Below are 23,309 nucleotides of genomic sequence, written 5' to 3'. Positions count from 1 at the left end.
AAAACAAAAACCCGGAGAACAGCCACTCTTTTTTCAAAAGTGTCTATTTTCCGGGTACTAGAGCATGGTTTATTTTTTGTTATCTACTGGTATCGATATTTTCTTATTGTATTTTTTAATATATTGGTAGCCGTTCACTAGCAGGAATTCCGGCTTGTCCGTGGTGTTGAAAGAATACGTCTGCTCCCACATAATATTGCCATTCTTCAAATCCCAAGGACGTTCTTCGGAGATCGAAGATACCGGAATGACGTGTCCACCAGCTTGGATGGATAAATTGTCCTTTTCCAAGAACGTAAACTGATTTCTGGCAATGACGATATCATAGCCTGTTTCGGTTTTCGTCACGCTGCGAATCCACAACTTTTCATCTCCGATTTTAATGGATCGATCGGAAGGTGACGCAAGCGAGATGGGTTCATTGATTTTGTGATATCCTTCGAAATTTTCGAGGACAAGATCAATGGAATGAATATTATCCGTAGGGAATGCGGCGAATTGAAGTTGAAAGTCAGGATTATGTCCCCCTGCTCCACTCCTGCCTACTTCTGTTCCATTCACATACAGCTTGGTTTCACCTGAAAATCTCGGATACTCTTCTAATTCATAGTGTCCCTTCACGATGGTTGACGTTGGGGAAGCTGTAATATAATCATAATGAATCGTCCCTTTATCAACAGCGATGGATTCAGAAAGATCTTCCTTAATGATACTCTTCATTGCTTTATTTGCTTCAAAGTTGAAGGTGATCGGATAAGATAGCTTTTTCCCATTATCCAACCACTCCGTAAATGTAACTGTTAGGGTGCGAGCGAATGGACTAACAGGCTTGAAATCATGATCTCCGACGAACTGGCTCTTGGTCTTGCCTGGTCCGCCGCCGCCTCTTAGCGAATCTGAATTGGTTAAGAATCCTCGCAAGTTCTCGAATCCATATCGACGAAAATCATCGTCCGTAAACGCAATGCCTGCAGGTCGATCAATGGTGTAATACATGCGAAATACATTATCGTCAGCAATGACACCTTGAATTGTAACGACCGTGCCGTCTTGAAGCGTTATGCTTTTGTCAACAGATTGGCCGTAGCCCTGCTCCACCACTTCAGCAAAACTAAGTGTGTTCAAGTTGATGTTAAAGTAATAAGCTAAGGCAGGATACTCGTAAGCACCAACCATGAGAATGAGGGCTGCGACAGCGGATGCAATCCATGCCACGGTTTTATTCATGCTTCTTTTTTTCGCAGGAACACGCTGCAGTGCATCCCGAAGTCTTCCCTCAAGTTCTGACGGCGCATGCATCTGATTCACCGTCTGCTGCTTATACTCCTGTAATTTCTCCTCGATCGTCTCCATAACGATCACCTCCGATCATGGCTTTCAATTTAAGTATGCCTTGTGAGATTCTTGATTTGATGGTTCCGAGCGGCGCGCCGGTCATGTCCGCAATCGTCTGGTACGGAAGATCATGAACATATCGAAGTTCGATCGCTTCCCGCTGCTGTGCATTCAGATGGGATAGCAACACCTGCATATTCAGCTCTGACTCTGTATGGCGATATGGATTATCGTCAGTGAATGCTGCAAGGGATAGATCTTGCTCGTCTTCCAGTGGAAAAAATCGACCTTTTTTGCGGAGTAATGTTCTGCACCGATTGACGAGAATGGTTTTGCTCCAGCTGTAGAATGCTTCGCCCTTTTGCAATTGATCGATCTTTTCATACAGTGTAACAATCATGTCTTCCATGGCATCCATCGCATCATGCTCGTTTCCCATGTACGTATACGCAAGACGATAATAAGCGTCCTGATCGGCCATGATGAGTTGTAGTAATGCTTCTTTGTTGCCCTTTTGGGCTTGTCTGACAAGATGGCTTACGTTCATGTTCTCTCCCCTTTTCATAGATAAGAGACCCTAGAGGTTATAAAAGTTCAATTTGTACGACAAAAACTTTATACGCGGAGGGGAATAAAATTCCGGTAAAAACGGTAATGTCCCCAAGATCCTGTCGAATAAAAATGACAAGAACTTGAGGACATAAAATAAATAAGCCGCATTTTACGTGGAATGAAATGTCTTTCAGGGCTATCCTAGCGCGTTAGCTTTTGATTGTCCGCCTAATAGATATGTTGTGATCTTGATTCTAGGTGTCCATCGAAATTTCGTCCCATTGTTCATCCCGATGGCCGATCATCCAGAACAGTCCCCTACGTCGCTCTATCACGATACTTTCTTGCATGCCTACAGGAGCTTCTTCTCCTTTAATCCTGCTATTTACACATGCCCAATGAAGTCTATACATTTTATCTGCCTCATCCAAAATTTCTTGTCTGCCGCGCATCGTCGTTGTCTGATAGAACTGTTCGAACGATTCGCAGTTGGAGACGATTTGAATCGCATGATCACAGTCGCATACCTGGTCAGGGAATTCAAGTGTATCTATAAGACCCAATGCCCAAATAAGCGTCCAATATGCTTCATATTGCCAGGCAAGATTGACTGCGTCCTGCACATCCGGTTCATCATCGTGCAAAAATCTTCTTTCATTCTCAGTCAAATCATCTTCAACGCCATATTTTTGCAGCATGCCTATAAAGAAGTTTTTGGACTCATGGATATCCAGGGATTGAGCCACATCACAAGCGTATTGGATCACGATTAATAAGGCGACAGCTCTTTTTGCTATCACTTCCTGAGTTTTAAATTGACATTCTGCTAATGGTGGCAGCTGAGGCATCCAGGTAATATACGGAATACCCCTTTCATGTAAATAAGCTATACTCCTGTCTTTCCGTTGTTCGCCTTCCTCAGATGTGATCTCTGGCCCCAGCACTTTGCTTGTAGCGGCATGAGGTCTGAAGTCAGCCGAACCTGAACTGCCGTCAGGATAAACAATAACTTGTCCTTCTTGATCAAGTAAAATTCCGTTAGGCAAAAAGCCGATCCCGCCAATCTCTAATAGCAGCTTCGTAAAGAGTTGCATCAGCCCGTCATTCATTTCCTTCTCCGATTCGATGGCAACCATCGTGTTTAAGATCGATATTTGTGTCATCACTAACCCTTTAAGATGCTCGTCTTCAAAAGGAATCCGATCATAAAACCCCATCATTCCTGGAATATTTCGCGAGAAATACTCGGGACTTGTTTCTTCAGTTGCGACTCTGATCGTGATTTTGTGTTTGTTGAACAACGTCTTGGACTTGATAAAATATTCATTCTCGTTAACCTTAACGTCAAAGCCCTTAACAAAAACGTCTAGTATCTTCGTTTCAATATCGTCAATGTCGTTCCTCGATGCAAATATCGTGAAATGATTCAAAACTAGTTCCTCCCATTTTACCTTACAAGCATTTTTGATAGAAAATGTTCATCCAACTGATACCAGTCTATATAAACATCTATGAAACTGCAACAATCAAAGGACTACTCCTTAACACCTGCTAGAGTACATCTAACTCCGATTCAAATGTCCGATGAAATAATATTTCGATTTTTAAATTTTGTTCATGTTTTAATTTCATAAAAATATATTAAAAATGGAGGTGCGAAATCAATCGGAGTCATCATCATCATCATTATTATTCGGGAGGGAAAATATTGAAACTGCTTCGAACAATCCAATGGAACAAGCTGTCGTTCGCTCTTGCAGTCGCCTTACTGGTGGCTGCCGGATTCACACCTGGAGATCCTGTTTCTTTCAAGTCCGTGCCTTCTGTCTATGCGGAGCAAGACCAGACGAATTCATTGCAGGAAGCCTTCGAATCCGCGGCAAATGAGTTTGGCGTGCCAGTGAGCATTTTAATGTCCGTCTCCTACAACCTTTCCAGGTGGGAGCATCATCATGGTGAGCCCAGTACTGCAGGGGGATACGGTGTTATGCATTTGACCGACTATACGCAACAGAATAACGAAGACTATAAGGGAACCGGCGATGGGGATACAACAACGGCTTTGTTGAACGATCCGAGCCTTCATACCTTGTCGGAGGCGGCCCAGCTATTGAACGTCGATCCGGAATTATTGAAGCGGGATCCTGTGAGCAACATTCGGGGAGGCGCAGCATTACTAGCGAAGTACGCGCAAGAAACACTCGGTGAACTTCCTGCGTCGGAAGCCGACTGGTATGGTGCTGTTGCCGAATACAGTGGTTCTCAAGAGTCAGAGTCCGCCTTGGAGTTTGCCAATAATGTATTTGATACGATTCAGCAGGGAATATCGCGGCAAACCTCGGAAGGACAACAGCTCAGTCTGCCATCCAAAGAAATAAAGCCTAACCCTGATTCCGTGAAAAAAATGCATCTTCGCCCAACGAAGCCCGAAGCCGCCGAGTGCCCTCGTAATCTCCATTGCAATTTTATTCCTGCAGCCTATCAGCAGAACGGGGATGATCCTTCGGACTATTCCAATTACGATCTTGCCGACCGTCCTAAATTTGGTCCTGATATCCGTTATATTGTTATTCATGATACCGAAGAAACCTATCAGGATACGCTCAATATATTTACCAATCCGGACTCTTACGTCAGCGCCCACTATGTTATCCGTTCCTCCGACGGACAGATTACGCAAATGGTCAAGAACAAGAATGTAGCATGGCATGCAGGCAACTGGTATTTCAATATGCATTCCATCGGCTTGGAACATGAAGGCTTTGCTATGGAAGGAGCAACCTGGTTCACAGAAAGACTTTACCGTTCTTCAGCTGCATTGGTTCGTTATCTGGCAGAGAAATACGATATTCCGCTCGATCGGGCCCACATTATCGGTCATAATGAAATACCGGGTCTAACTCCGGCGCGTCAAAAGGTTATGCATCAGGATCCCGGTCCATTCTGGGATTGGGAGCACTACATGGAGTTGGTTGGAGCACCGATCCGCTCGAAGCATGGGTCCAAAGATATTGTGACAATCAAACCTGACTTTAAGACCAATCAACCAGATATCAATGATGCTCCTGCTCAGCCGTCTAACTTCGTTTATTTATATAAAGAGCCTGACTTTAACGCTGAACTGATTGATGATCCTGCCCTTGTCGCACAAAATAAGAAAGACGGTTTCAGCGTAGGCGCCAAAGCTACCGTAGGGCAGACCTTCGCACTTGCCGACAAGCAGGGAGATTGGACTGCAATCTGGTTCGGAGGACAGAAAGCCTGGTTCTATAACCCGCAAGGAATGAATGCGGTTTCAGGCAAGGGAATGTTAGTCACGCCGAAAGCCGGTACCGTATCCATTGCGGTCTATGGAGCAGCTTATCCAGAAGAAGCGGCTTATCCTTCGGATATCACGCCGAATGTGTTGATCCCGCTTCAGTACACCATTTCTCAGGGACAATCTTATATTGCCGTGGAAAAAGACAAAAGCGATTATTACGATGCTCCGGTATTCACAAATGACCCATATGCGACCAGTAAACTGGTCAAGGGCAAAGAAGAGTTCTACCGAATATTCTTCAACCACCGCTTCGCCTTTGTGAAAGCCTCAGATGTTGAGAAGGTACGGATGCGGTCGATGAACGAAGAAGAGAATGACGATTAAACTATGCATCAGGATTTCAAGAGGCTGTCATTTGGGATAGCCTCTTTTTTGCTGATTGAAGTACGACAATTTTGAGTGGTCGATAAGATTGTGAAGAATGAAAAACGAAGCGGTCTACCAACTAAGTTGGAAAGATCCGCTTCGTAATATAAGTCTAAGTATAATTATCACTTAAATGAACAGGTCACTTGTTTTTTCCTTCAATGATATTGAAAATGATTTTTGCATTATCCGTGTTATCAATAAGTCCAGCGAATTTCTCTTTACCAGGCCCAAAAGCATAGACCGGCACATCTTCTCCGGTATGGCCGCCAGTCGTCCAGCCTGTATTGGAACGTGTATTAAAGATAGCTTCGATCGCATTGTCAGTCTTCGTTTGATCTTTGGTAGCCGCTGCATCTTTAACGGATTTGATTTCTTCATCTGTCAGTTGTAAATCAATATATTTTTTCAATGTTTCTTCAACTGTTGCACCGGCAAGAATTTCTGCTGCCATGAAATCTGGCGTGCGTTTAGCAGCTTTAATCGGAGCTACATCAAAATTGTAGATGCCATTGGCGCCAATCGAGAATCCGCCGGTTGAATGGTCAGCCGTCGCAACAACTAACGTATTCCCATCTTTCTTGGCAAAATCAATCGCTTCTTTAAATGCCTTCTCGAAATCGGCCATCTCGCTCATGGATGCGACTACATCATTATCATGTCCTGCCCAATCGATTTGGCTGCCTTCTACCATCAAGAAAAATCCGTTTTTATTTGTGCTAAGACGTTGAATGGCTGCTTTCGTCATCTCTTGTAGTGAAGGGGTCTTTTCGTTGCGGTCAATCATTTTATCCAATCCACCAGGTGCGAATAATCCAAGGATTTGGTTATTCGTATCCTTGAGCAAGCTTTCACGATCTGTCACATAGCTGTATCCGGCTTTTTTGAATTCTTCTGTTAGATTTCTGTCCTTACGTACAAAATTGTTCAAACCGCCACCCAGCATGACATCAATTTTATGTTTCTTATTAACGAGTTCATCGAAGTAATCATCTGCAATGGCATCCATATTCTTGCGATTAACATCATGTGCTCCGTAAGCGGCAGGTGTCGCATGTGTGATTTCAGATGTAGCTACCAATCCGGTAGACTTGCCGTTTTCTTTTGCTGCTTCTAGAACCGTTTTAACTTCTGTGAAATCATTATCAACAGCGATTGCAGCATTGTACGTTTTTACACCTGCGGACATAGCCGTTGCAGCAGATGCGGAATCGGTAATATTCTGATGCTCGTCCTCAGGATAAGTCATTTGTGTTCCCACGAAATATTTATCGAATTCTGTTTTTTCTTTGATCGGTGTCTTAGGGTCATCTTTCATATAACGATAAGCAGACGTATAGGATAGCCCCATGCCATCACCGATAAGGAAAATAACGTTTTTAACCTTTTTATCTTCTACTTTTTTAGAATCTGCTGAACTCGGTGCAGCACCCGATACCAAAGCTGTAATCGCCAGTGATGACACGACAGCGAAAGGAATTACTTTTTTAGAGATTTTCTTAAACATAAATACCCTCCTTAGTAGTTAACGCTTTAAAATGATAATAGAATACCATTATTAGGAGAATATCATCAGAGAGTAAAGCGATTGTAAATACTTAAGTAGCTAAGTTACAAATTGATTATTCGCCAAAAAACCGCAAGCAGCACGTCTTATCAAGACATACCGCTTACGGTTCAGAATTATTTTATATAGCTACACGGCGATCGACTGGATCTGCTGAACTAGCAACTCTGTAAAATGCGCGGCATGCTTCGCAACGTCATCTAGATTATTATCGAAGCTGTCGGCCGAATCTGCGCCATGGCCGGTAATATCTGATACTGCTTTGACAGCTATCACTGGAATGCCATATTGGGCAGCAGCTTGTACAATCGCGAGCCCTTCCATGTCTGATACCTTGACGGTAGGAAAAGTCGATTTAATCCATTCCACTCGCTCGGATTCACTCATGAAGGAATCCAGCGTCAGTACTAATCCGAAATCTAGGGCATACGGCAGCTCTGCTTCGGCAGCAGCTTGTCTCGCTACATCCACCCAGTCACTGTTCAGATCGTATTTCGCCGGCATTTGTGGAACCTGACCATGCTCATATCCAAAGCAGGTCGCATCGACATCGCCATATCTGTACTGTGTAGCGACAACGACGTCACCCACCTTTAATCCTTCGGCAAAGGCACCCGATGATCCAGCATTGATGATCAAATCCGGTTGATACCGTTCAATGAGCAGCGTAACCGCAACGGCTGCATTGACTTTGCCGATGCCGCTCTCTACCAGAATCAGAGGTCTATCCCGGTAGATCGCTTCTTCAACGATGACCTTGCCCACCTGCGATCTTGACGTAATTCGTGATTCACTACGAAATGGAGCCATTTCCTCTTCCATGGCAGTGATAATTGCAATTCTCATAATATGCCTCGCTATTCTTCCAGGAATGAAACCGGCTTACTGACTGGTACTTTCGTGCCGCCGAATTCTTGTTCGATATATTTTTGCGTATCTTCGTTATGATATAATTCGCCTAATTTCAAGATGCCAGGATTGTCCTTTTTATCAGAGCTGGTCACAAGCACGTTGATGCTGCTTTTGGTATCGACAGAAACTTCCTCATGGAATAAGGAGTTCTTCAATACGTTCAGTCCGCCTTCCATCGCGATCGTATTACCGATCAATACTAGATCCACATCTTGAATCACTCGAGGCCCGGTCGTATCGTCGATCAACTTGAATTTTAGATTTTTGGGATTCTCAGCGATATCGTTCACCGAACCTGTTCCCTCATTGAAACCGTCCTTTAACTTGATGAGTCCGGATGCTTGCAACAGTTTTAATCCTCTGGCTGTATTTGCCGGATTATCTGCCAAAGCGACGAGTGCACCGTCCGGCACATCATTGATATTCTTGATCTTCTGAGAATAAATCCCCATCGGCTCAAGATACGTGGTCGCTACCGCTACAAGATTGGCATTGCTTTCTTTATTGTAGCTGACCAAGTAACCCCAGGATTGGAAGGCGTTCACGTCAACCTCTCCCTCTTTGGTAGCGTTATTCGTCACGACGCCCCCATCGATCTCCTTGACTTCAATATTGAGCTTGGCATCCTTGGCCGCCTGAGACTGCGCGATATGCTTCCAAATCTGGGCATCAGAGCCCATGGAACCAATGACGATTTTCTCGCCGTCGCCCGATGATTTGCTTCCACAGCCTGCAATCACCAGTGTCAATGTTAATCCAAGCGCTAATCCGCCCCATAATTTTTTTATATTCATATGCTTTCGCCCCCCTCGATTCAATAAAAAATCATTGCCCTAATGCATCGTCATGCCACCGGTTACATTAATGGACTGTCCTGTCATATAGGAAGATAATGGACTAGCCAGGAACAACACGACATTCGCAATGTCCTGAACCTCGGCGGTCCTTCCTAGCGGAACCTGAGAACAATCCTCTGCGTATATCTCTTCTGCGGTCATTCCGCGGATGAGTCCACCTTCAATACGCTCTCGATGCTTCATCGGCGTCTCCACAATACCTGGACATACCGCATTGACCAGAATGTTATGCCGCGCCAATTCAATCGCCATGACTTTCGTTAATCCAAGAACGGCATGCTTGGACGCGCAATATCCGCCCATAGCCCGATAACCGTTCTTTCCGGCTTGTGAAGCCATCTGTATGATTCTCCCAGGCTTCCCGGCCTCGACCATTGCTTTCGCAAATATTTTAGATACCAGATAGAGCCCGGTTGAATTGATAGAAAATACCTTTTCCCAATCTTCCAGCTTGCTGTCTATCACATAATCCATCGTAGAAATGCCGGCGCAATTCACGACGATATCCGGAACACCTGACCCCTCAAGGATGAGATCTGACCAGCGATAGATATCTTCTGATCGGGACAAATCCAGTCTGCTCTCGGACAAGCGCCCGTCGATATCCTTATAATCATCTGTATAGACGAGATCGGCAGAGATCACCTTGGCCCCACTCTGCAGCAATATTTGCACGATACCTTGTCCGATGCCTGAATTACCGCCAGTGACAACCGCCGTTAGATGCGATAAATCCAGCGTAATCATCGTCTATTACATGACTCTCTCAAATGGGTCTCTGCTAATGCCGGCATCGAGTACAATCTTCGCGTATTCTTGAGCCGAAAATAGCGAATGATCCTTGTAATTGCCGCATTCTAGCGCGGATACCGCTGGAACCACTGTCGTTTCGAGTATGCGCTTCAACGTTCTCTCTAGTGCGGATGCGATCTCTTCCGGATCACGTTCATTCCAGAGAATTAGATAATATCCCGTTCTGCATCCCATAGGCGAAATATCGATGATGCCTGGAATCTCATCCCTCATATATGTAGCCAACAGATGTTCAAGCGTATGAAGCGCAGCTGTCGGTATCGCATCTTGATTCGGTTGCAGGAAGCGCAGGTCGTATTTTTGCACGGTGCTGCCTTTCTCGTCATGCTCGACCCCTGCCGCTCTGACATAAGGTGCCTTTACGATCGTATGGTCCAATTGAAAACTTTCTACTTTTGCCATTGTTCTTCAGTCCTTTTTGTATAGTATTGTATATTTAATTCAGCACGTACTCGAAGGCAGCATACTGTATTAACCGTTACAAGTCTGATGTTAACGCATTGTCTTCTTGGTGAAATAATCACCGATGAATTGGCACACAAACACCAGAATCAGGATCAAAATCGTTGCTACAAGTGTGACATCCGTCTGGAATCGGTTATACCCCTTATTTATCGCCAGACTGCCTAATCCTCCGGAGCCAATGGCACCCGCCATTGTCGTCAGTCCGATCAGGTTAATGATCGTAACCGAAGATGCGCGGATAATCCCTGCCAAGCCCTCCTTGAGATAGACTCGGAAAATAATCTCAATCGGCCCCGACCCCATGGATTGCGCCGCTTCAATAATCCCTGGATCCACTTCTACCAGCGCATTTTGTATCTGTCTAGCATAGAAAGGTACGATTCCGATGACCAAAGGCACGATAGCGGCATGCATGCCGATCGATGTCCCAACGATAAGACGGGTAAGAGGAACGACAACGGCGATGAGAATAATAAACGGAATGGATCGGAACAAGTTAATGATTTTTTCCACGACACTATAGATCGGCCTATTCTCCAGAATACCTCCCTTATCTACCACAACCAAGGTAACTCCAAACAAAATGCCGAATAGCACGGAAAATAACGAGGTCACAGCCACCATATAAATCGTCTCATAGGTGCTCAAGAGGATATCCTCTCTTGAACTCCATATATTCGGGAAATATGTCATGAAAAATTCGCTCATACCGGATCACCTACTTTACTGTTCTGCAAATAACGGGAGTCGATCATTTCAACCGCCACCTGAATGGATTGCAAATACTGCAGCGCTGCTTCCAGATCGCTGGCGGCGCCCGACATGACAACGATCAGATTGCCGATCGGCGTCTGTTGCAAGATTTCCACATTCGCGAATATCAGATTGGTGGTCACGCGATATCGGGCGGTAAGCGCCGAAATGACCGGCTCGCTTGTACTATCGCCAACATAAGAAATCTTGCACAAGATATCGTTGTCCTTCAGATGAACCAATGACGGATGGAGCGCGAGCTTCTCCAGCGTCTGCTCTACATGTGTCGCCGTATTGATGAAATCACGGGTTAGCGCATTTTGCGGACTGCTGAAGATGGAGACGATATCGCCCTGTTCAATGATACGACCGGCTTCCATCACGGCAACCTTATTGCATATTTCTTTCACCACCTGCATTTCATGCGTAATAATCACAATCGTCAGGCCGAGGTCTTGATTCAACTTCTTCAATAATTTCAGGATGGATAACGTTGTTTTGGGATCCAGCGCACTGGTCGCTTCGTCACATAATAGAATTTCTGGATCATTCGCCAGCGCTCTTGCAATGGCTACCCGCTGCTTCTGCCCACCTGACAATTGAGAGGGGTATGCATTCCGTTTCTCCGATAAACCTACCAGCTCGAGCAAGTCATTGACCTTCTGGGCTCTTTCACGCTTGGATAGCTTGGAGCTTTTTAGAGGGTAATCCACATTATCATAGATCGTTCTGGAATTCATGAGGTTAAAATGTTGGAAGATCATACCGATCTTCTTCCTGGCGGCGCGCAGCTCTTTAGGGAGCAAGGCCAGTAAATCCTGGCCGTTCACTTCAACGTTTCCTGATGTAGGTCGTTGCAACAGGTTAATGACGCGAACCAGTGTACTCTTCCCTGCCCCGCTGTAGCCTACTATGCCATATACGTCGCCGGCATCAACCTGCAGATCGACATCCTGAACGGCTGGCACTGTCTGAGAACTAGATTCAAATGTCACGTTAATATTCGATAAAGAGATCATGATGCCCAACCCTTCCTAAAACTTCTATGTACGAAATCTCCAATAATTTTTATATCAGTCATTGTACATCAGAATACTCGGAATTGAAACTAAAATTTTTTAATAGGATCCTGCCACCATGTTAAGGCATTGTCCTAACAGTTTTCTCTTTGAGGGGTCCCGCTAACAAAACGCGGAAAACGTACGCTAAGCAATTATAAGGAAAAAGCCGGAATTTCCGTACGCTAAGGAGTTCCGGCTTCTGTATTGTTTCTGCTAGCTATCCAGTCCAAAGGTTGACTGTACAAGATATCCTCATTTAGACCCTGACATATTCTTTATATCCTTGAGAAAACCTGCCTCATCTGTTCACGTTGTAGCATGAAGACGGCCAGACCGAAAGCCAGCGCAGTGTAACCGCAAAGCACAGCAAAGCCAGCCCATGGTGTCAACGGGTAATATCCCATCTGCGGTACATAGGCGCCGATTACCTGTGGGTACTCCGTTAAGCTCTGCTGGATCGCGAAACCAGCAGCTGGGGTGAGTTTTAACAGCCACTGTGATGCGCCCGGGAGCAGAACGTTTGCAAGGATGTAGGGGAGGACGACTACCGCAATACTGGCAATCACCGCCACGATCCTACGCCGGAATAAGGCAGCGAGGGCGAGTGAAAAAATAGCAACTACGGCGAGGAGTGCAGCGGTACCAAGTATTACACGCAACTCGGTAAACAGAGTTACAGGAAGTATTTGAATTCCGTTTGAGAGCAGGATTTGCCTGCATAGTGGAACTGTAACTATAACGGCAGCCAGCCCGACAACAAACGTGATGGTACCCAGCACAATAGCCTTCGCTGCCAGCACCCGGTCTTGCCGTGTACTCGCAGGTTGAGTGTTGCGAGTCAAGCCTCGTCGATTTTCGGTGATGACAAACAGCACCGCCACAATAATCACTGCTATCAGCCCGAATAACACACCAATAAGGAATTGCTCAATACGCCAGTTACCATTAGTTCCAGTTTGCGGCGCGATGTCACCAACTCCCGTTACTGTGAACCGACTACCAGACTCCTCCACCCCGCCTGGGTGATGCGGCGTCTTCCCATCGGGTTCCATGTCGACACCCACATCGTCACGGCTCCATGGGCCTTGTAGGTTGACCTGGTCGAAGACGGCAGTGACCTCACTAAAGCGGGCCGCATACCCGACACCGTCGAACCTGAGGTCACCGGGGGAAGCAGCAAACATTCCGATCTGCACTATGTCCGGCAGATCCATCTGAACCGTGTCGATCTTGATCCACTGCTTGCCATCAAAGGACTCGTAGCCGATCAGCATATCCCCCTCGCGGGTGAGCCGCAGCCAGCGGGGAGAGTTCTCCGAAACGCCACCCGGCCGACTAGCCGTGTCGTGGGTGAAGTTGTGCTGCATGTGCACACCATGCTCGGCGGTGACCATTACCGCCACATACGGCGCACCCTGGCGAACACCGTCCTTGATCATGATACCGGCCTTCGCCCATGGTACCATCCCTGGTACGGGATTGGGGCCAGGCCCGATCGTGCCACTAGGTGGAGGTTCCTTGATCCGGCCCGTCATCGAGGTCAGCCGGACCGTGATACTGCCGTCTCCCGTCAGCGGCTTATGCACAAAGTAGAACTTATCGGTCACCGCTTCGCCATCCGGCCCCACCAGAATAGGGGGAGAGCCACCTCCGTTCGAACTGGTGACAGAGATGAACAGACCGGGTAGCATGATGAGTAGAACCGCGCTTACAATTCCGATCATCAAGCCGCGGTTTTTTAGGAAATTAATCCACTCTGCGCGCAGCAATTTCGCGAAGCCATCGGCCTCTGTGTTTATTGTCTGTTTAAAAGTCATCGCTTTGCCTCCTTAACCGGCTATCCTGTACCGATAACCTTGATACTCACGATAACTTAGGCAAGGTTAAATGACGGTTAATTTTGGCAGTATAACTGTTACTTTTGTAAAAACATCCATTTCACTCTCAAATAAGATTTCTCCGTTGTGCTTTTCTATGATGGTTTTTGCGATGGAAAGCCCAAGCCCACTGCCTCCCAATTCCCTAGAACGTGAGGCGTCAATTCTATAGAATGGCTCGAAGATATTTTCCAATTCCTCCTCAGGAATGCCTATGCCGTTATCCTTGATATTGACAGTCACAAAATCATCATTCTGGGCGGCCGTAACCACAACTTCTTCATTCAATTTATTGTATTTCACGGCGTTCTGAACAAGATTCAAGAAAGCCCTTTGCAAAAGCATTTTTTCACCGAATAGCATAATATCTGAGATATTGGTTTTTATGCGGACATTTTTAACTTTGCTGTTTTCCGATAATGCCAGAATAATATCTTCAAACATATCTTTCGCATCAAAACTTTCACAGATATCAGCATTAATGGCGTTATTCATCTTCAGCAAATCATATACCAGGGTACTCAGCCGCTGGGCGTTTGTAAGGGTATCGTCCAAAACCTCTTTATATTCCTGAACAGAAGGATTTTTATCCAGTTGTAACACCTCAATATTCGCAATAATACCGGCAAGTGGCGTTTTTAGCTCATGGGCGGCATTTGCCGCAAATTGTTTTTGATGATTAAATGATTTCTCCAATTTCAAAATCATATGGTTAAAGGACGCTGCGAGCCTTGCGACTTCGTCATTCGTGTCAAAACCTTCAAGGCGCTGGAACAACTTGTTTTCGTCAATAGTTTCAATACGCTTGGTTAGTTCGGCGACCGGTTTTAACGTCTTTCCGGTGACGAAATAAGAGGCGGCCGTACCTAAAACGATCATAATGAACATATAAACGACGCTGGCGTAAGTGAAATTATTGTTTATTCTATCAGTTGCGGGTGGCTCCTTAGATAGATTCGACGGTGAAGTATTGAAATTATAGTCTTCAGCAGGTACCGAGTACATTTTTTGCGCCGTAAAAACAGATGAAGCGGTCAGCAGTACACAGATGGTTGTCAGAACAACCGTAGTCAAAATGGTAAGCCTTAACCGCAGGGGGAACTTATGTAGTAGTATCATCAGCAAACTCCTTTGTGATGAAATATCCAAGCCCTCTCGTGTTGTTAATCAGTTCCTTATCCCCGATATATTTTGCCAGTTTCTTTTTCAAGGAATTGATATGTACCTTGAAAGAGTTGGAGAACAAATCCGCCTCGCTGTCCCAAACATGCTCAATCAGCTCTTCGGCGCTCACGATTCGGTCTTTATTCATAAAGAGGTATTCAAGTATGGAGTATTCCTTCTTTGTCAACTCAACCTTTTGTTCATTCACAGTAACACACTTCAGAGCGGTATTGAGCTTAACATTTTCATGCGTATGGACAGAATCCTTTTGAATAAACTCCCGGCGGAGCAATGCGCGGATACGGGCCTCAAGCTCTTTGAAATGAAAGGGTTTTGACAGATAATCATTTGCGCCGGCATCAAGCCCTGAAATTTTGTCCTCGACTTCCGCTCTTGCGGATAAAATCAACACCCGAAGCCCCTTATTCGTTTTTCGAACTTCTTTGAGAACATCCATTCCGTTCATTTTAGGTAGATTCAGGTCGAGCACAACCAGATCATAGGGATATATATCGATAAGCTCCAAAGCTTGCTTGCCATCGTTTGCCGGATCAACAGCATAACCATATTTTTTCAACCCATTGCACAAAGCTTTTTGCAAGGACATTTCATCCTCAACAACTAAAACTCTCATTTCTCCACCTCCGTTATATAATCCACACAATATATTCTGGATCTAAATCAGTATTTCAAATGGTTTGAGGAATCGTTCGGTCAAGAATGTGCGGCGCTGTATGGGCAAAACGTACTCGATTACGTGAGTTTCTTGAAAAACATCAAGCTTAATAACGCCAAAACCATTAATCATAAGCTTAGCAGCTTACGAAGCTATAATGACTTTCTGATCTCATCGGGTAATCAGAACGATGTAGTGATTCAAAAAACGGACATGATCAAATTTCAGACAGAATATGCTTCCCCCACACAGGTTACGGAATTGGAAGTAAAGCAGTTCATGCAAAAAGTGTTTGAGAGGCAAAAACAAGCGAAATTATGCGATTGTCATCCTCTTGGCCTATACGGGAATGCGAATTTCCGAAGCCCTTTCTATCTGGCTAGGAGATTTTAACTTGCAGACTGGTGAAGGTATCATCCGGAACGGAAAAGGAGAAAAACAAAGAATCGTTCTTATGAACACGAAAATTATTAATGCCCTGCGCGATTACTTAAAAGATCGCAGCCGGTATAGCGAGGCAGAAGCATCCAATTTCTTGTTTGTCAGCAAGAAAAACGAAAGTCTTAATCAAACGGTAGTCAATCGCATCTTTCAGCAGTTTAGCTCTAAAATTACGCCGCACCAACTGTGACATTTTTTCTGTACCAATGCTATTGAGAAAGGGCTAAGGCATCCATCCGAAAAAATACGCAATTGGGGTCGCCTATTTCATTGAGCTGCCATGGTTAAGCTCGTCGTATCCATTGAAGAGGCAAAGCGGTTGCCTTCTTCACGGCAACCACTTCTCTTAACTGTCGCAAATACATTGAGGCAGGCATTGTATGTTGAATTTCAAACGTCGACTATTCGGTTCGGTATAACTGACCGCATGCCGCATGAATGTCCGATCCGAATTGAGTTCGGACCGTAACGTTCACACCTTTTAGCTTCAACGTCCGCACGAACGCTTTGATCCTTTCGGGGTCAGTTGGCAAGAAGCTATGAGGCGTCACTTCTGTCGAATTGTAGGGAATGAGGTTCACGTGATAGAGATGTTCCCAAGATCCCCTTCCCCTCAACAGATCAGCAACCGCTTTTGCATGCTCCGTCGAGTCGTTGAACCCTCGAAGAAGAATATACGCGATATACACCTTTCTCCCTGTATGCTGGATATGGCGATCCAATGCATTCAGCACGTCGCGAAGCGGAAACTGCTTATTAATAGGCATCAGTTCGCTGCGTTGATCGTCGAACGGCGAATGCAGCGAGAAGGTTATATTCAACTGTGGAAATTCCCGCGTCAATCGATCAATTCCCGGCAACAGGCCGATGGTGGATATCGTAATTCTTCGATGTCCTAAACCGAATAAATGCGGGTTGGTCAAAATCGCCAGCGCTTCGAAAAGGTACGGGTTGGCGAGCGCCTCCCCCATGCCCATGAAGGACACACTGTCCAAGGCGTGGCCGTTCAAGTGAAAGTGAAGCAATTGGTCGGTAATTTCGTCGGCGGTCAAATTACGTTTCAAGCCGATAGTACCCGTGGCGCAAAAGCGACACCCGAAGCCGCAGCCGCATTGCGTGGAAATACAATACGATTTCCACCCCCGTTCATAGGTAAGTCGTACGGCCTCTACGCGTTCGCCACCATCGATGGCAAACAGCACCTTGCTGACTTGTTGCGAAGTGATTTCCTTCACTGGCATAACACTGGAGACGTGCGGACCAAGCTTCTGGACTAACGCTTCTCGCAAGAATTTAGGAAGTATGGTGATCCGTTCGTATTCAGCAATTTTTTGATTGAAAATAGCGTCCATTATTTGCCCGTACCGGTACGCAGGCTGTTTGAAGTCGTTCAAGATTTGCCTAATCGTTTCATATTTCGAGGTTGGTTTCATGTGTTCTCCTTACCGCCGGAGAAAGTGAAAAAAAGCAACCGTCATCCATCGCTTTAATGCATCATTAACCAATTACGCAGGAACAACACGATGCGTTTGCGGATAGAATCGCTACGTGCATCTGTCGATAGATTGGTAAACCTCCGGCAACAGATCTATTATTTTGTGAACCGGGTCAGCCGGAAGGAACTGGTTCACAGTATCATCTACAATCTCAAGCTCAATGATCATCAGTTTCATCCCCCTAGAAATGAGTTAAACGTTCAGTTCCACCATTTTTGTTGCGATATGGTTGCAAAACTCGCTATCGTGCTCCACGAAAAGAATAGTCGGCGAATGCTCTAGCAGCAGCTCTTCGATTTGCATCCTTGAAATGACGTCGATAAAATTGAGCGGTTCGTCCCAAACATGCAAATGAGCATTTTCGCAGAGGCTTTTCGCGATCAGAACCTTCTTCTTCTGACCGCCGCTATAAGAAGCGATGTCTTTTTCGAATTGCAGGCGCGAAAAATCGAGTTTTCTCAAAATTGCTTTGAACAAGCTCTCGTCAATCTCGCTGGATCTGGCGAATTCCGTCAAATTGCCATGCAACTGCGAGGTGTCTTGTGAAACGTAGGAAATTTTCAACTGGCTCCCTTTTCGAAACACGCCGGAATTAGGTATCTCCTCGCCGCAGATCAGTTTGAGCAAACTGGATTTACCTGAGCCGTTCGGACCGGAGAGCACGATGCGGTCCCCTTGCTCAACCGTAAAGCTGATGTCGCGGCAAACGTTCTTGTCGCCATAATGAATTGAAACGCGGTCAAGCTCGACCAATTGGTGTTTATGATAAGTCATTTGCGAGATTTTCAGACTTTCCGAGCTATCGACGTTTTTCAGAAGCTGGGATCTATCCTCGATCGCGGATTGCTGTCTTTGCTCGATCGACTTGGACCGCTTCATCATTTTGGCGGCCTTATGACCGATGTACCCTTTGTCGACCTTGGAGCCGGAGTTACGGGTGCCGTTTTTCGTTTTTTCTACTTCATGCGACCAGTTGCTCGTTCGCTTAGCCGCTTCGGACAGCCGCTTAATATCATTCCTCAGCTTATCGTTCTCAGCTAGTTCGAAATTGTCCTGTCGTTGTTTCATCTCCCACCAGTCTGAAAAATTTCCTTTCTGGATTTCGATATTGGTCTTATTGATCGAAATAATGTGGTCCACACAATTGTCGAGAAACGCCCGATCGTGTGACACCAATATAAAACCGCTCTTGCCATTCAAATAATCACTTACCAGCTTTCGAGCATGCAGATCCAGATGATTGGTCGGCTCGTCGATAAGCAAAAAGCTGTTTTCCTTCAAGAACAGGACTGCCAGCATCACCTTCGTCTGTTCGCCGTTGGACAACGAGTCGAACGGTCGGTACAACACATCTTCTGACAACTTCAGCAACGAAAACTCGCGCATGAGTTGCCAGTGCTCATAGTCCGGAAAGATGTCGTCGATTACCTCGAATGTAAGTTTCTCCTTGTGTTCGACATGGTACGGGAAGTACTCGAAACGAACGTTAGAGGAAATCGTTCCGCTATATTCGTACTTGCCGAGCAGCAGATTCAGAAACGTCGTTTTACCCCGGCCGTTCCTCCCCGTAAAGCCCAATTTCCAGTTGGTATCGATCTGTAAGCTTACATCCTCAAAAATGTTGTCGTAGCTGCCGTCATAGGCAAACGTCATATTCGTTACCTTGATCAATGCCATTTCAGAAGCCTCCTTTGTTCTCAAATAAAAAAAGAGCTGCAAGAAAGTTAACCTTTCTTGCAGCTCAAAAAATAAGGCAAATCCAACCCTACGCAGAGTCAGATAAGGATATATTTTTAGAGTGAAAAGAATAAGGTAACTTTCTTGCCAATAAAGAATAAAAACAACGCAAAAAGAACTTGTTTTATTCTTTAAACTTCAGCAAGAAATTCTACATTATCCTCATCAACTCCAATCATCAGAATTAGCGTAATCTTATCATACTCGCTATTTCATTTCAACTAACTCTTCGATGAAGACACCATTGATTTTAAGACTTCGACTTTGCTATTCAGCCAATTTCATTTTCCATTTTTTACGTTATCCTGCCCCAAATTTAGTTTCTTTTTAATATAATTTCATATTACTTTAAGGAATATATACCAAAATCAGGATATTCTGTTTACCGTAATTTAGGAGGAGATTTTTTGACGATCCGGTTGCGAATTACGCTTTGGTATATGTGTCTCATCACATTGATTCTAATTATTTTTAGCACAGCACTTTACAGCTACGTCAGATATAAAACAAATCAGGACATTGAATCTACCATAAATAATACCGCGATGGGTATTCATATCGCCCCATCGTTAGATTTCTGGAATAACCTTCACATCAGTATCTCCCCGAGCATTGCTAACAATCAAGTCATCATCCAAGTCGTAGATTATATCAATCAGCAAGTCCGCTACTCCAGAAACCTCGTAGAAGCAGGCATTAGGCTTCAGTATCCAGAACCAAGATTAGACCTTAAAGAAAATTACAGCAAAATCCGTATAAATGGAGATCCATTCACTCTCCTCAACATTCCAATATTACTCGATGACCACAGCTTAGTTGGACTTCTACAGGTTGGAATCTATACAGGAAAAGAAGCTAAAATTCTCCAGAATCTGCAGTGTATTTTGGTGTTATCATCGATCACGGTGCTGGCCATCGCCTTTCTATTGGGCTTATTAGTAACCAAACGAGCGCTGATACCTTTACACAATGTCATCCATGCCTCCAAGCGGATTGAGAGCGGGGACGATCTGAAAAAGAGGATCCCAAGAGATGTGCCTAACGATGAAATTGGACTTCTAACCGATACGCTTAATAGCATGCTTGTCCGACTGCAGAAGGCTTATCAGGATTTAAACGAAGCCTACGACGTACAGCGTCGGTTCGTAGCCGATGCATCACATGAGCTTCGTACGCCGCTTACTACGATCCGGGGTAACGGTGACTTATTACAGAAGCTTTGGAGCACCATTGCCTCAAATCCGAATCATCATTTAGAGCCGCATCATATGGACTTGTCTCTGGAGGCAATTTACGATATGAACTCAGAAGCCGAACGTATGACCCGACTTATTAACGATTTATTGACCCTGGCTAGAGGCGACTCTGGTATTGTCATGGACAAAAAAACTCTATCTATCTATTCCGTTGTTACCGAAATCGTTCGGAAGGCGAATTTGCTCCCCCGGACGGTTGATTGGCGAGTTGAGAATATAGATGATCTCATACCTGTTCAAATCCATGGAGATTCAGATTATTTGCAACAACTATTGCTTATTCTGATCGATAATGCCTTCAAATACACGTCGTCTGGATGCGTCGAAATAAGTAGCCTTCAAAAGGATGGCAATGTTGGAATCCGCATTTCGGATACGGGAATAGGCATGAATTCGGATGAGCTCTCCAGGATTTATGAGCGCTTCTACAGAGCGGATATTTCCCGAGGGAAGACTCCGGGATACGGACTTGGGCTCTCCATTGCCAAATGGATCATCGTAGAACATGGCGGCTCAATTGAAGTGTCATCCAAGGAGAATGAAGGGACGACATTCATTGTCTGGTTACCCATGATAATCATAAACATATCTAGCTGAATTTGAGCATGCAAAAAAGCTCATTCCTCCTCATGGTTCAAGTTGGAATAAGCCTTTGCTTTTTTAATTCACTTTCACCAATTTCCAGAGCTGATTAGATGAACCACGCCCGGTGTATTGGATAATTGAGGCTGAATCGGAAGTAGATTCACCTTTAACATCAAGTACTTTATCGCTATTGATATTCACAATGGAGTAGTAACCTCCACCTGCGTCAATGAGCTTCCATTCTTGATTGACACCCCGCCATTCCGTATCGTGGTACTGGACAGCCTGTGCTCCGTCTGACGTCGATTCACCTTGAATTTCTAGCATTTTAACGCTATTCCGGTTTTTGATTTTATAAATGCCTCTGCCCATATCTACAAATTGCCATTGCTGATTGGCTCCGCCGTTATCTGCGTATTGAATGACACTCGTACTATCGTCAAGATAGGCACCTTTGACATCCAGTACTTTTCCAGAATTTTTATTCACAATTTTGTAGTACGCAGATGTATCAATTGCCGCACTGGACATGTGATTCTTAAGGGTTACACCATCAACTACATAAGTAGTTACGGAATAAGCAGGCACTGTATTCTGGAACGACCTGTTGTTCATTACCACATTGATATTTGCAAAATTTTCTGGCGTTACACCGTTGGATGGAGCTACGGTGCGATACGCTGTTACTCCCCCGGTAATATCACCGAATTTAGTCAGATCATAAGTAACATTGTTGGACGAGCTGCGATCGTTAACCGTAATGATGACTAGTTTTTGTGAAGCTGCATCATATGCCGCAACGGAATCGCCATCTTCGATATCGATGATTCTATACCCTGGACGAATGAACTTGCTCCATTGAGCCATGGACCAAAACTTTTGTTTAACATTTGGTGTAAAAGCATTGTTATTTGCGTCGTTTAGATCGGTTTCAATCATCCCCCACCCAGGAGCGGCATTTTCCTCTACGGCTTGCCAATAAACCCAAGCGGAGTTTTTCATGTACTTGATGTCCGATACGATGGATCTCGACATTTCGATCCCGTTCGCTTCGCCATCGCCGTGCTCAGACATCCAAATCGGTTTGTTACCCGCGGCATAGAAAACTTGTTTTCGTTCTGTATCATTCCCGTAATACGTATGGACATTATACTGACTTATCATAGACTTCGTTATATCTGTATAGGCATTGATCGTGTCTCTCGCTAGAAAAACGGCGTTCGAATCCGCGGAGCTTTGGGTTGTTGGCAGACCTTTTTGTACTAATGCATCATGTACGTGTTGGATAATCGTTCCTCTGCTGTACTGCGAGTAGAAGGCTCCCTCTTGACGGTTGCTGTACACCCAGAGCCCGTCCGGTTCGTTGATCGGAGAAAGTGTTCTGAATGTAATCCCTTCATTGTCCTTAAAATGTTGAACGACAGTAGTCAAATAATCCGCGAAATCATCGAACATATCACCTTTCAGGTTATCCGTCAAAGGTAATACTGGACCTGTAACACTGCCGCTATTCGTCATCCACCAAGGAGGCGAGTTTGCAAAGGCTTCGGCGATAAAATGCTGAGGAGTATTTCTTGCTTTGGCGGCTTGCAGCATCCAACGTTGATTGGCATCGCTGCTCCAGTCATAGTCCGCCGTAGAGCTTGCCTTAAATCCTGGCACGGCTGCACGAAGTTCCAAAAAATGATGCTGTGGATTTTCGCCGCCACCGATATTGTAACGAACAATATTAAAGCCTAAACCTTGGTTCACATCAAATAATTGATCTGCATACCAGTTGCGTGTTGCATCCGATGCGCCTCCGATCCGGTTCGCAAACCAAGCTAATGACGTGCCCCAGCCTTCCCAGGTCTGATACTGCTTGTCCGGGTTTACGATGGCCGTGTAAGAAGAAGCGTTTGCAGTTCTTTGGAGAAAAGGTGCACAAAGCGAAAAAATCAGTGCAGAAACAACTACCAGGACAGTAAATCTTCGGTTAATCAACTGCTTTCTAATGTCATTCACCCTCCATTCTTGAATTTTAAATTTTGATGTCATAATCCGTATGCAATATGATTCATATCATGGCTGATGA

20 protein-coding genes are annotated in these 23,309 nt (G+C 45.0%); 4 read left to right on the top strand and 16 right to left on the bottom strand.

What is annotated here, in order from left to right; genetic code table 11:
* Positions 1 to 69: 69 nt before the first annotated feature.
* From C558_RS0124805 to C558_RS0124795, 3 genes are all read right to left on the bottom strand, one after another.
* Positions 70 to 1,353: a DUF4179 domain-containing protein gene (locus tag C558_RS0124805; RefSeq protein ID WP_018759002.1), complete on the bottom strand. Its 1,284-nt coding sequence runs from the start codon at positions 1,351 to 1,353 to the stop codon at positions 70 to 72.
* Positions 1,319 to 1,882, bottom strand: a complete 564-nt coding sequence (locus C558_RS0124800) for a sigma-70 family RNA polymerase sigma factor (protein ID WP_018759001.1) — start codon at positions 1,880 to 1,882, stop codon at positions 1,319 to 1,321. Before C558_RS0124800 ends, C558_RS0124805 begins: the two co-directional genes overlap by 35 nt.
* A gap of 259 nt (positions 1,883 to 2,141) precedes the next feature.
* The gene (locus C558_RS0124795) at positions 2,142 to 3,317 is read right to left on the bottom strand and encodes a DUF4272 domain-containing protein (RefSeq protein WP_018759000.1); all 1,176 of its coding nucleotides are present in this window, start codon (positions 3,315 to 3,317) and stop codon (positions 2,142 to 2,144) included.
* A gap of 278 nt (positions 3,318 to 3,595) precedes the next feature.
* On the opposite strand from C558_RS0124795, the gene C558_RS0124790 reads away from it, so the two are divergent.
* On the top strand, positions 3,596 to 5,533 hold the full coding sequence (locus tag C558_RS0124790; RefSeq protein WP_018758999.1) for an N-acetylmuramoyl-L-alanine amidase: 1,938 nt from the start codon (positions 3,596 to 3,598) through the stop codon (positions 5,531 to 5,533).
* A 184-nt stretch (positions 5,534 to 5,717) separates the two neighbouring features.
* On the opposite strand, the gene C558_RS0124785 is transcribed toward C558_RS0124790, so the two are convergent.
* The 10 genes from C558_RS0124785 to C558_RS0124740 form a co-directional block, all read right to left on the bottom strand.
* Positions 5,718 to 7,082 (bottom strand): alkaline phosphatase, encoded by a 1,365-nt coding sequence (locus tag C558_RS0124785; protein ID WP_018758998.1) that lies wholly within the window; start codon positions 7,080 to 7,082, stop codon positions 5,718 to 5,720.
* Positions 7,083 to 7,271: 189 nt separating this feature from the next.
* A complete protein-coding gene (locus tag C558_RS0124780) occupies positions 7,272 to 7,988 on the bottom strand; it encodes a 5'-methylthioadenosine/adenosylhomocysteine nucleosidase (RefSeq protein ID WP_018758997.1) in 717 nt (238 codons plus the stop codon).
* An 11-nt stretch (positions 7,989 to 7,999) separates the two neighbouring features.
* A complete protein-coding gene (locus tag C558_RS0124775; protein WP_018758996.1) occupies positions 8,000 to 8,848 on the bottom strand; it encodes a MetQ/NlpA family ABC transporter substrate-binding protein in 849 nt (282 codons plus the stop codon).
* A 39-nt stretch (positions 8,849 to 8,887) separates the two neighbouring features.
* Positions 8,888 to 9,658: an SDR family NAD(P)-dependent oxidoreductase gene (locus C558_RS0124770; RefSeq protein ID WP_018758995.1), complete on the bottom strand. Its 771-nt coding sequence runs from the start codon at positions 9,656 to 9,658 to the stop codon at positions 8,888 to 8,890.
* 6 nt (positions 9,659 to 9,664) lie between these two features.
* Positions 9,665 to 10,126 carry an S-ribosylhomocysteine lyase gene (locus C558_RS0124765; protein ID WP_018758994.1) on the bottom strand — a complete coding sequence of 154 codons (462 nt, stop codon included), beginning with the start codon at positions 10,124 to 10,126 and terminating at the stop codon, positions 9,665 to 9,667.
* A 90-nt stretch (positions 10,127 to 10,216) separates the two neighbouring features.
* Positions 10,217 to 10,837 (bottom strand): methionine ABC transporter permease, encoded by a 621-nt coding sequence (locus C558_RS0124760; protein WP_245583871.1) that lies wholly within the window; start codon positions 10,835 to 10,837, stop codon positions 10,217 to 10,219.
* A 56-nt stretch (positions 10,838 to 10,893) separates the two neighbouring features.
* On the bottom strand, positions 10,894 to 11,961 hold the full coding sequence (locus C558_RS0124755) for a methionine ABC transporter ATP-binding protein (protein ID WP_018758992.1): 1,068 nt from the start codon (positions 11,959 to 11,961) through the stop codon (positions 10,894 to 10,896).
* Between the two features lie 317 nt (positions 11,962 to 12,278).
* On the bottom strand, positions 12,279 to 13,820 hold the full coding sequence (locus C558_RS0124750) for a DUF1349 domain-containing protein (protein ID WP_018758991.1): 1,542 nt from the start codon (positions 13,818 to 13,820) through the stop codon (positions 12,279 to 12,281).
* Between the two features lie 66 nt (positions 13,821 to 13,886).
* On the bottom strand, positions 13,887 to 14,999 hold the full coding sequence (locus C558_RS0124745) for a sensor histidine kinase (protein WP_018758990.1): 1,113 nt from the start codon (positions 14,997 to 14,999) through the stop codon (positions 13,887 to 13,889).
* Positions 14,983 to 15,678: a response regulator transcription factor gene (locus C558_RS0124740; protein WP_018758989.1), complete on the bottom strand. Its 696-nt coding sequence runs from the start codon at positions 15,676 to 15,678 to the stop codon at positions 14,983 to 14,985. The genes C558_RS0124745 and C558_RS0124740 overlap by 17 nt, the downstream gene beginning before the upstream one ends.
* A 33-nt stretch (positions 15,679 to 15,711) precedes the next feature.
* Here C558_RS0124740 and C558_RS35030 point away from each other — a divergent pair, with 33 nt between their 5' ends.
* Both C558_RS35030 and C558_RS35025 read left to right on the top strand, forming a co-directional pair.
* On the top strand, positions 15,712 to 16,113 hold the full coding sequence (locus tag C558_RS35030) for a site-specific integrase (protein WP_342662355.1): 402 nt from the start codon (positions 15,712 to 15,714) through the stop codon (positions 16,111 to 16,113).
* Positions 16,013 to 16,351, top strand: a complete 339-nt coding sequence (locus tag C558_RS35025; RefSeq protein WP_281167142.1) for a tyrosine-type recombinase/integrase — start codon at positions 16,013 to 16,015, stop codon at positions 16,349 to 16,351. The genes C558_RS35030 and C558_RS35025 overlap by 101 nt, the downstream gene beginning before the upstream one ends.
* Positions 16,352 to 16,562: 211 nt before the next feature.
* On the opposite strand, the gene C558_RS0124725 is transcribed toward C558_RS35025, so the two are convergent.
* Positions 16,563 to 17,594, bottom strand: coding sequence for a Cfr family 23S rRNA (adenine(2503)-C(8))-methyltransferase (locus C558_RS0124725; RefSeq protein ID WP_018758988.1), 1,032 nt, complete (start codon positions 17,592 to 17,594; stop codon positions 16,563 to 16,565).
* Positions 17,595 to 17,849: 255 nt separating this feature from the next.
* Positions 17,850 to 19,334 (bottom strand): Lsa family ABC-F type ribosomal protection protein, encoded by a 1,485-nt coding sequence (locus tag C558_RS0124715; protein WP_018758986.1) that lies wholly within the window; start codon positions 19,332 to 19,334, stop codon positions 17,850 to 17,852.
* A gap of 467 nt (positions 19,335 to 19,801) precedes the next feature.
* Between C558_RS0124715 and C558_RS0124710 the strand changes: the two genes are divergently transcribed.
* Positions 19,802 to 21,247, top strand: a complete 1,446-nt coding sequence (locus C558_RS0124710; protein ID WP_018758985.1) for a sensor histidine kinase — start codon at positions 19,802 to 19,804, stop codon at positions 21,245 to 21,247.
* Positions 21,248 to 21,310: 63 nt separating this feature from the next.
* Here C558_RS0124710 and C558_RS32825 read toward each other — a convergent pair whose 3' ends face one another.
* Complete coding sequence (locus tag C558_RS32825; protein WP_018758984.1) at positions 21,311 to 23,239, bottom strand: RICIN domain-containing protein; 1,929 nt, start codon at positions 23,237 to 23,239, stop codon at positions 21,311 to 21,313.
* Between the last annotated feature and the right edge of the window lie 70 nt (positions 23,240 to 23,309).

Origin of the sequence: Paenibacillus terrigena DSM 21567, from assembly GCF_000374845.1 — a bacterium.
In the GTDB taxonomy this organism is placed as follows: domain Bacteria; phylum Bacillota; class Bacilli; order Paenibacillales; family Paenibacillaceae; genus Paenibacillus_K; species Paenibacillus_K terrigena.
Note: the sequence above shows the minus strand (reverse complement) of the source record. Positions and strands in the feature narration are given on the sequence as shown.

Excerpts from the sequence above, each read along its gene's own strand:
- C558_RS0124785 (WP_018758998.1), bottom strand. The coding sequence starts at position 7,082 with ATGTTTAAGAAAATCTCTAAAAAAGTAATTCCTTTCGCTGTCGTGTCA.
- C558_RS0124780 (WP_018758997.1), bottom strand. The coding sequence starts at position 7,988 with ATGAGAATTGCAATTATCACTGCCATGGAAGAGGAAATGGCTCCATTT.
- C558_RS0124725 (WP_018758988.1), bottom strand. The coding sequence starts at position 17,594 with ATGAAACCAACCTCGAAATATGAAACGATTAGGCAAATCTTGAACGAC.
- C558_RS0124740 (WP_018758989.1), bottom strand. The coding sequence starts at position 15,678 with ATGAGAGTTTTAGTTGTTGAGGATGAAATGTCCTTGCAAAAAGCTTTG.
- C558_RS0124765 (WP_018758994.1), bottom strand. The coding sequence starts at position 10,126 with ATGGCAAAAGTAGAAAGTTTTCAATTGGACCATACGATCGTAAAGGCA.
- C558_RS0124745 (WP_018758990.1), bottom strand. The coding sequence starts at position 14,999 with ATGATACTACTACATAAGTTCCCCCTGCGGTTAAGGCTTACCATTTTG.
- C558_RS0124800 (WP_018759001.1), bottom strand. The coding sequence starts at position 1,882 with ATGAACGTAAGCCATCTTGTCAGACAAGCCCAAAAGGGCAACAAAGAA.
- C558_RS0124715 (WP_018758986.1), bottom strand. The coding sequence starts at position 19,334 with ATGGCATTGATCAAGGTAACGAATATGACGTTTGCCTATGACGGCAGC.
- C558_RS0124775 (WP_018758996.1), bottom strand. The coding sequence starts at position 8,848 with ATGAATATAAAAAAATTATGGGGCGGATTAGCGCTTGGATTAACATTG.
- C558_RS0124805 (WP_018759002.1), bottom strand. The coding sequence starts at position 1,353 with ATGGAGACGATCGAGGAGAAATTACAGGAGTATAAGCAGCAGACGGTG.
- C558_RS0124770 (WP_018758995.1), bottom strand. The coding sequence starts at position 9,658 with ATGATTACGCTGGATTTATCGCATCTAACGGCGGTTGTCACTGGCGGT.
- C558_RS0124750 (WP_018758991.1), bottom strand. The coding sequence starts at position 13,820 with ATGACTTTTAAACAGACAATAAACACAGAGGCCGATGGCTTCGCGAAA.
- C558_RS0124755 (WP_018758992.1), bottom strand. The coding sequence starts at position 11,961 with ATGATCTCTTTATCGAATATTAACGTGACATTTGAATCTAGTTCTCAG.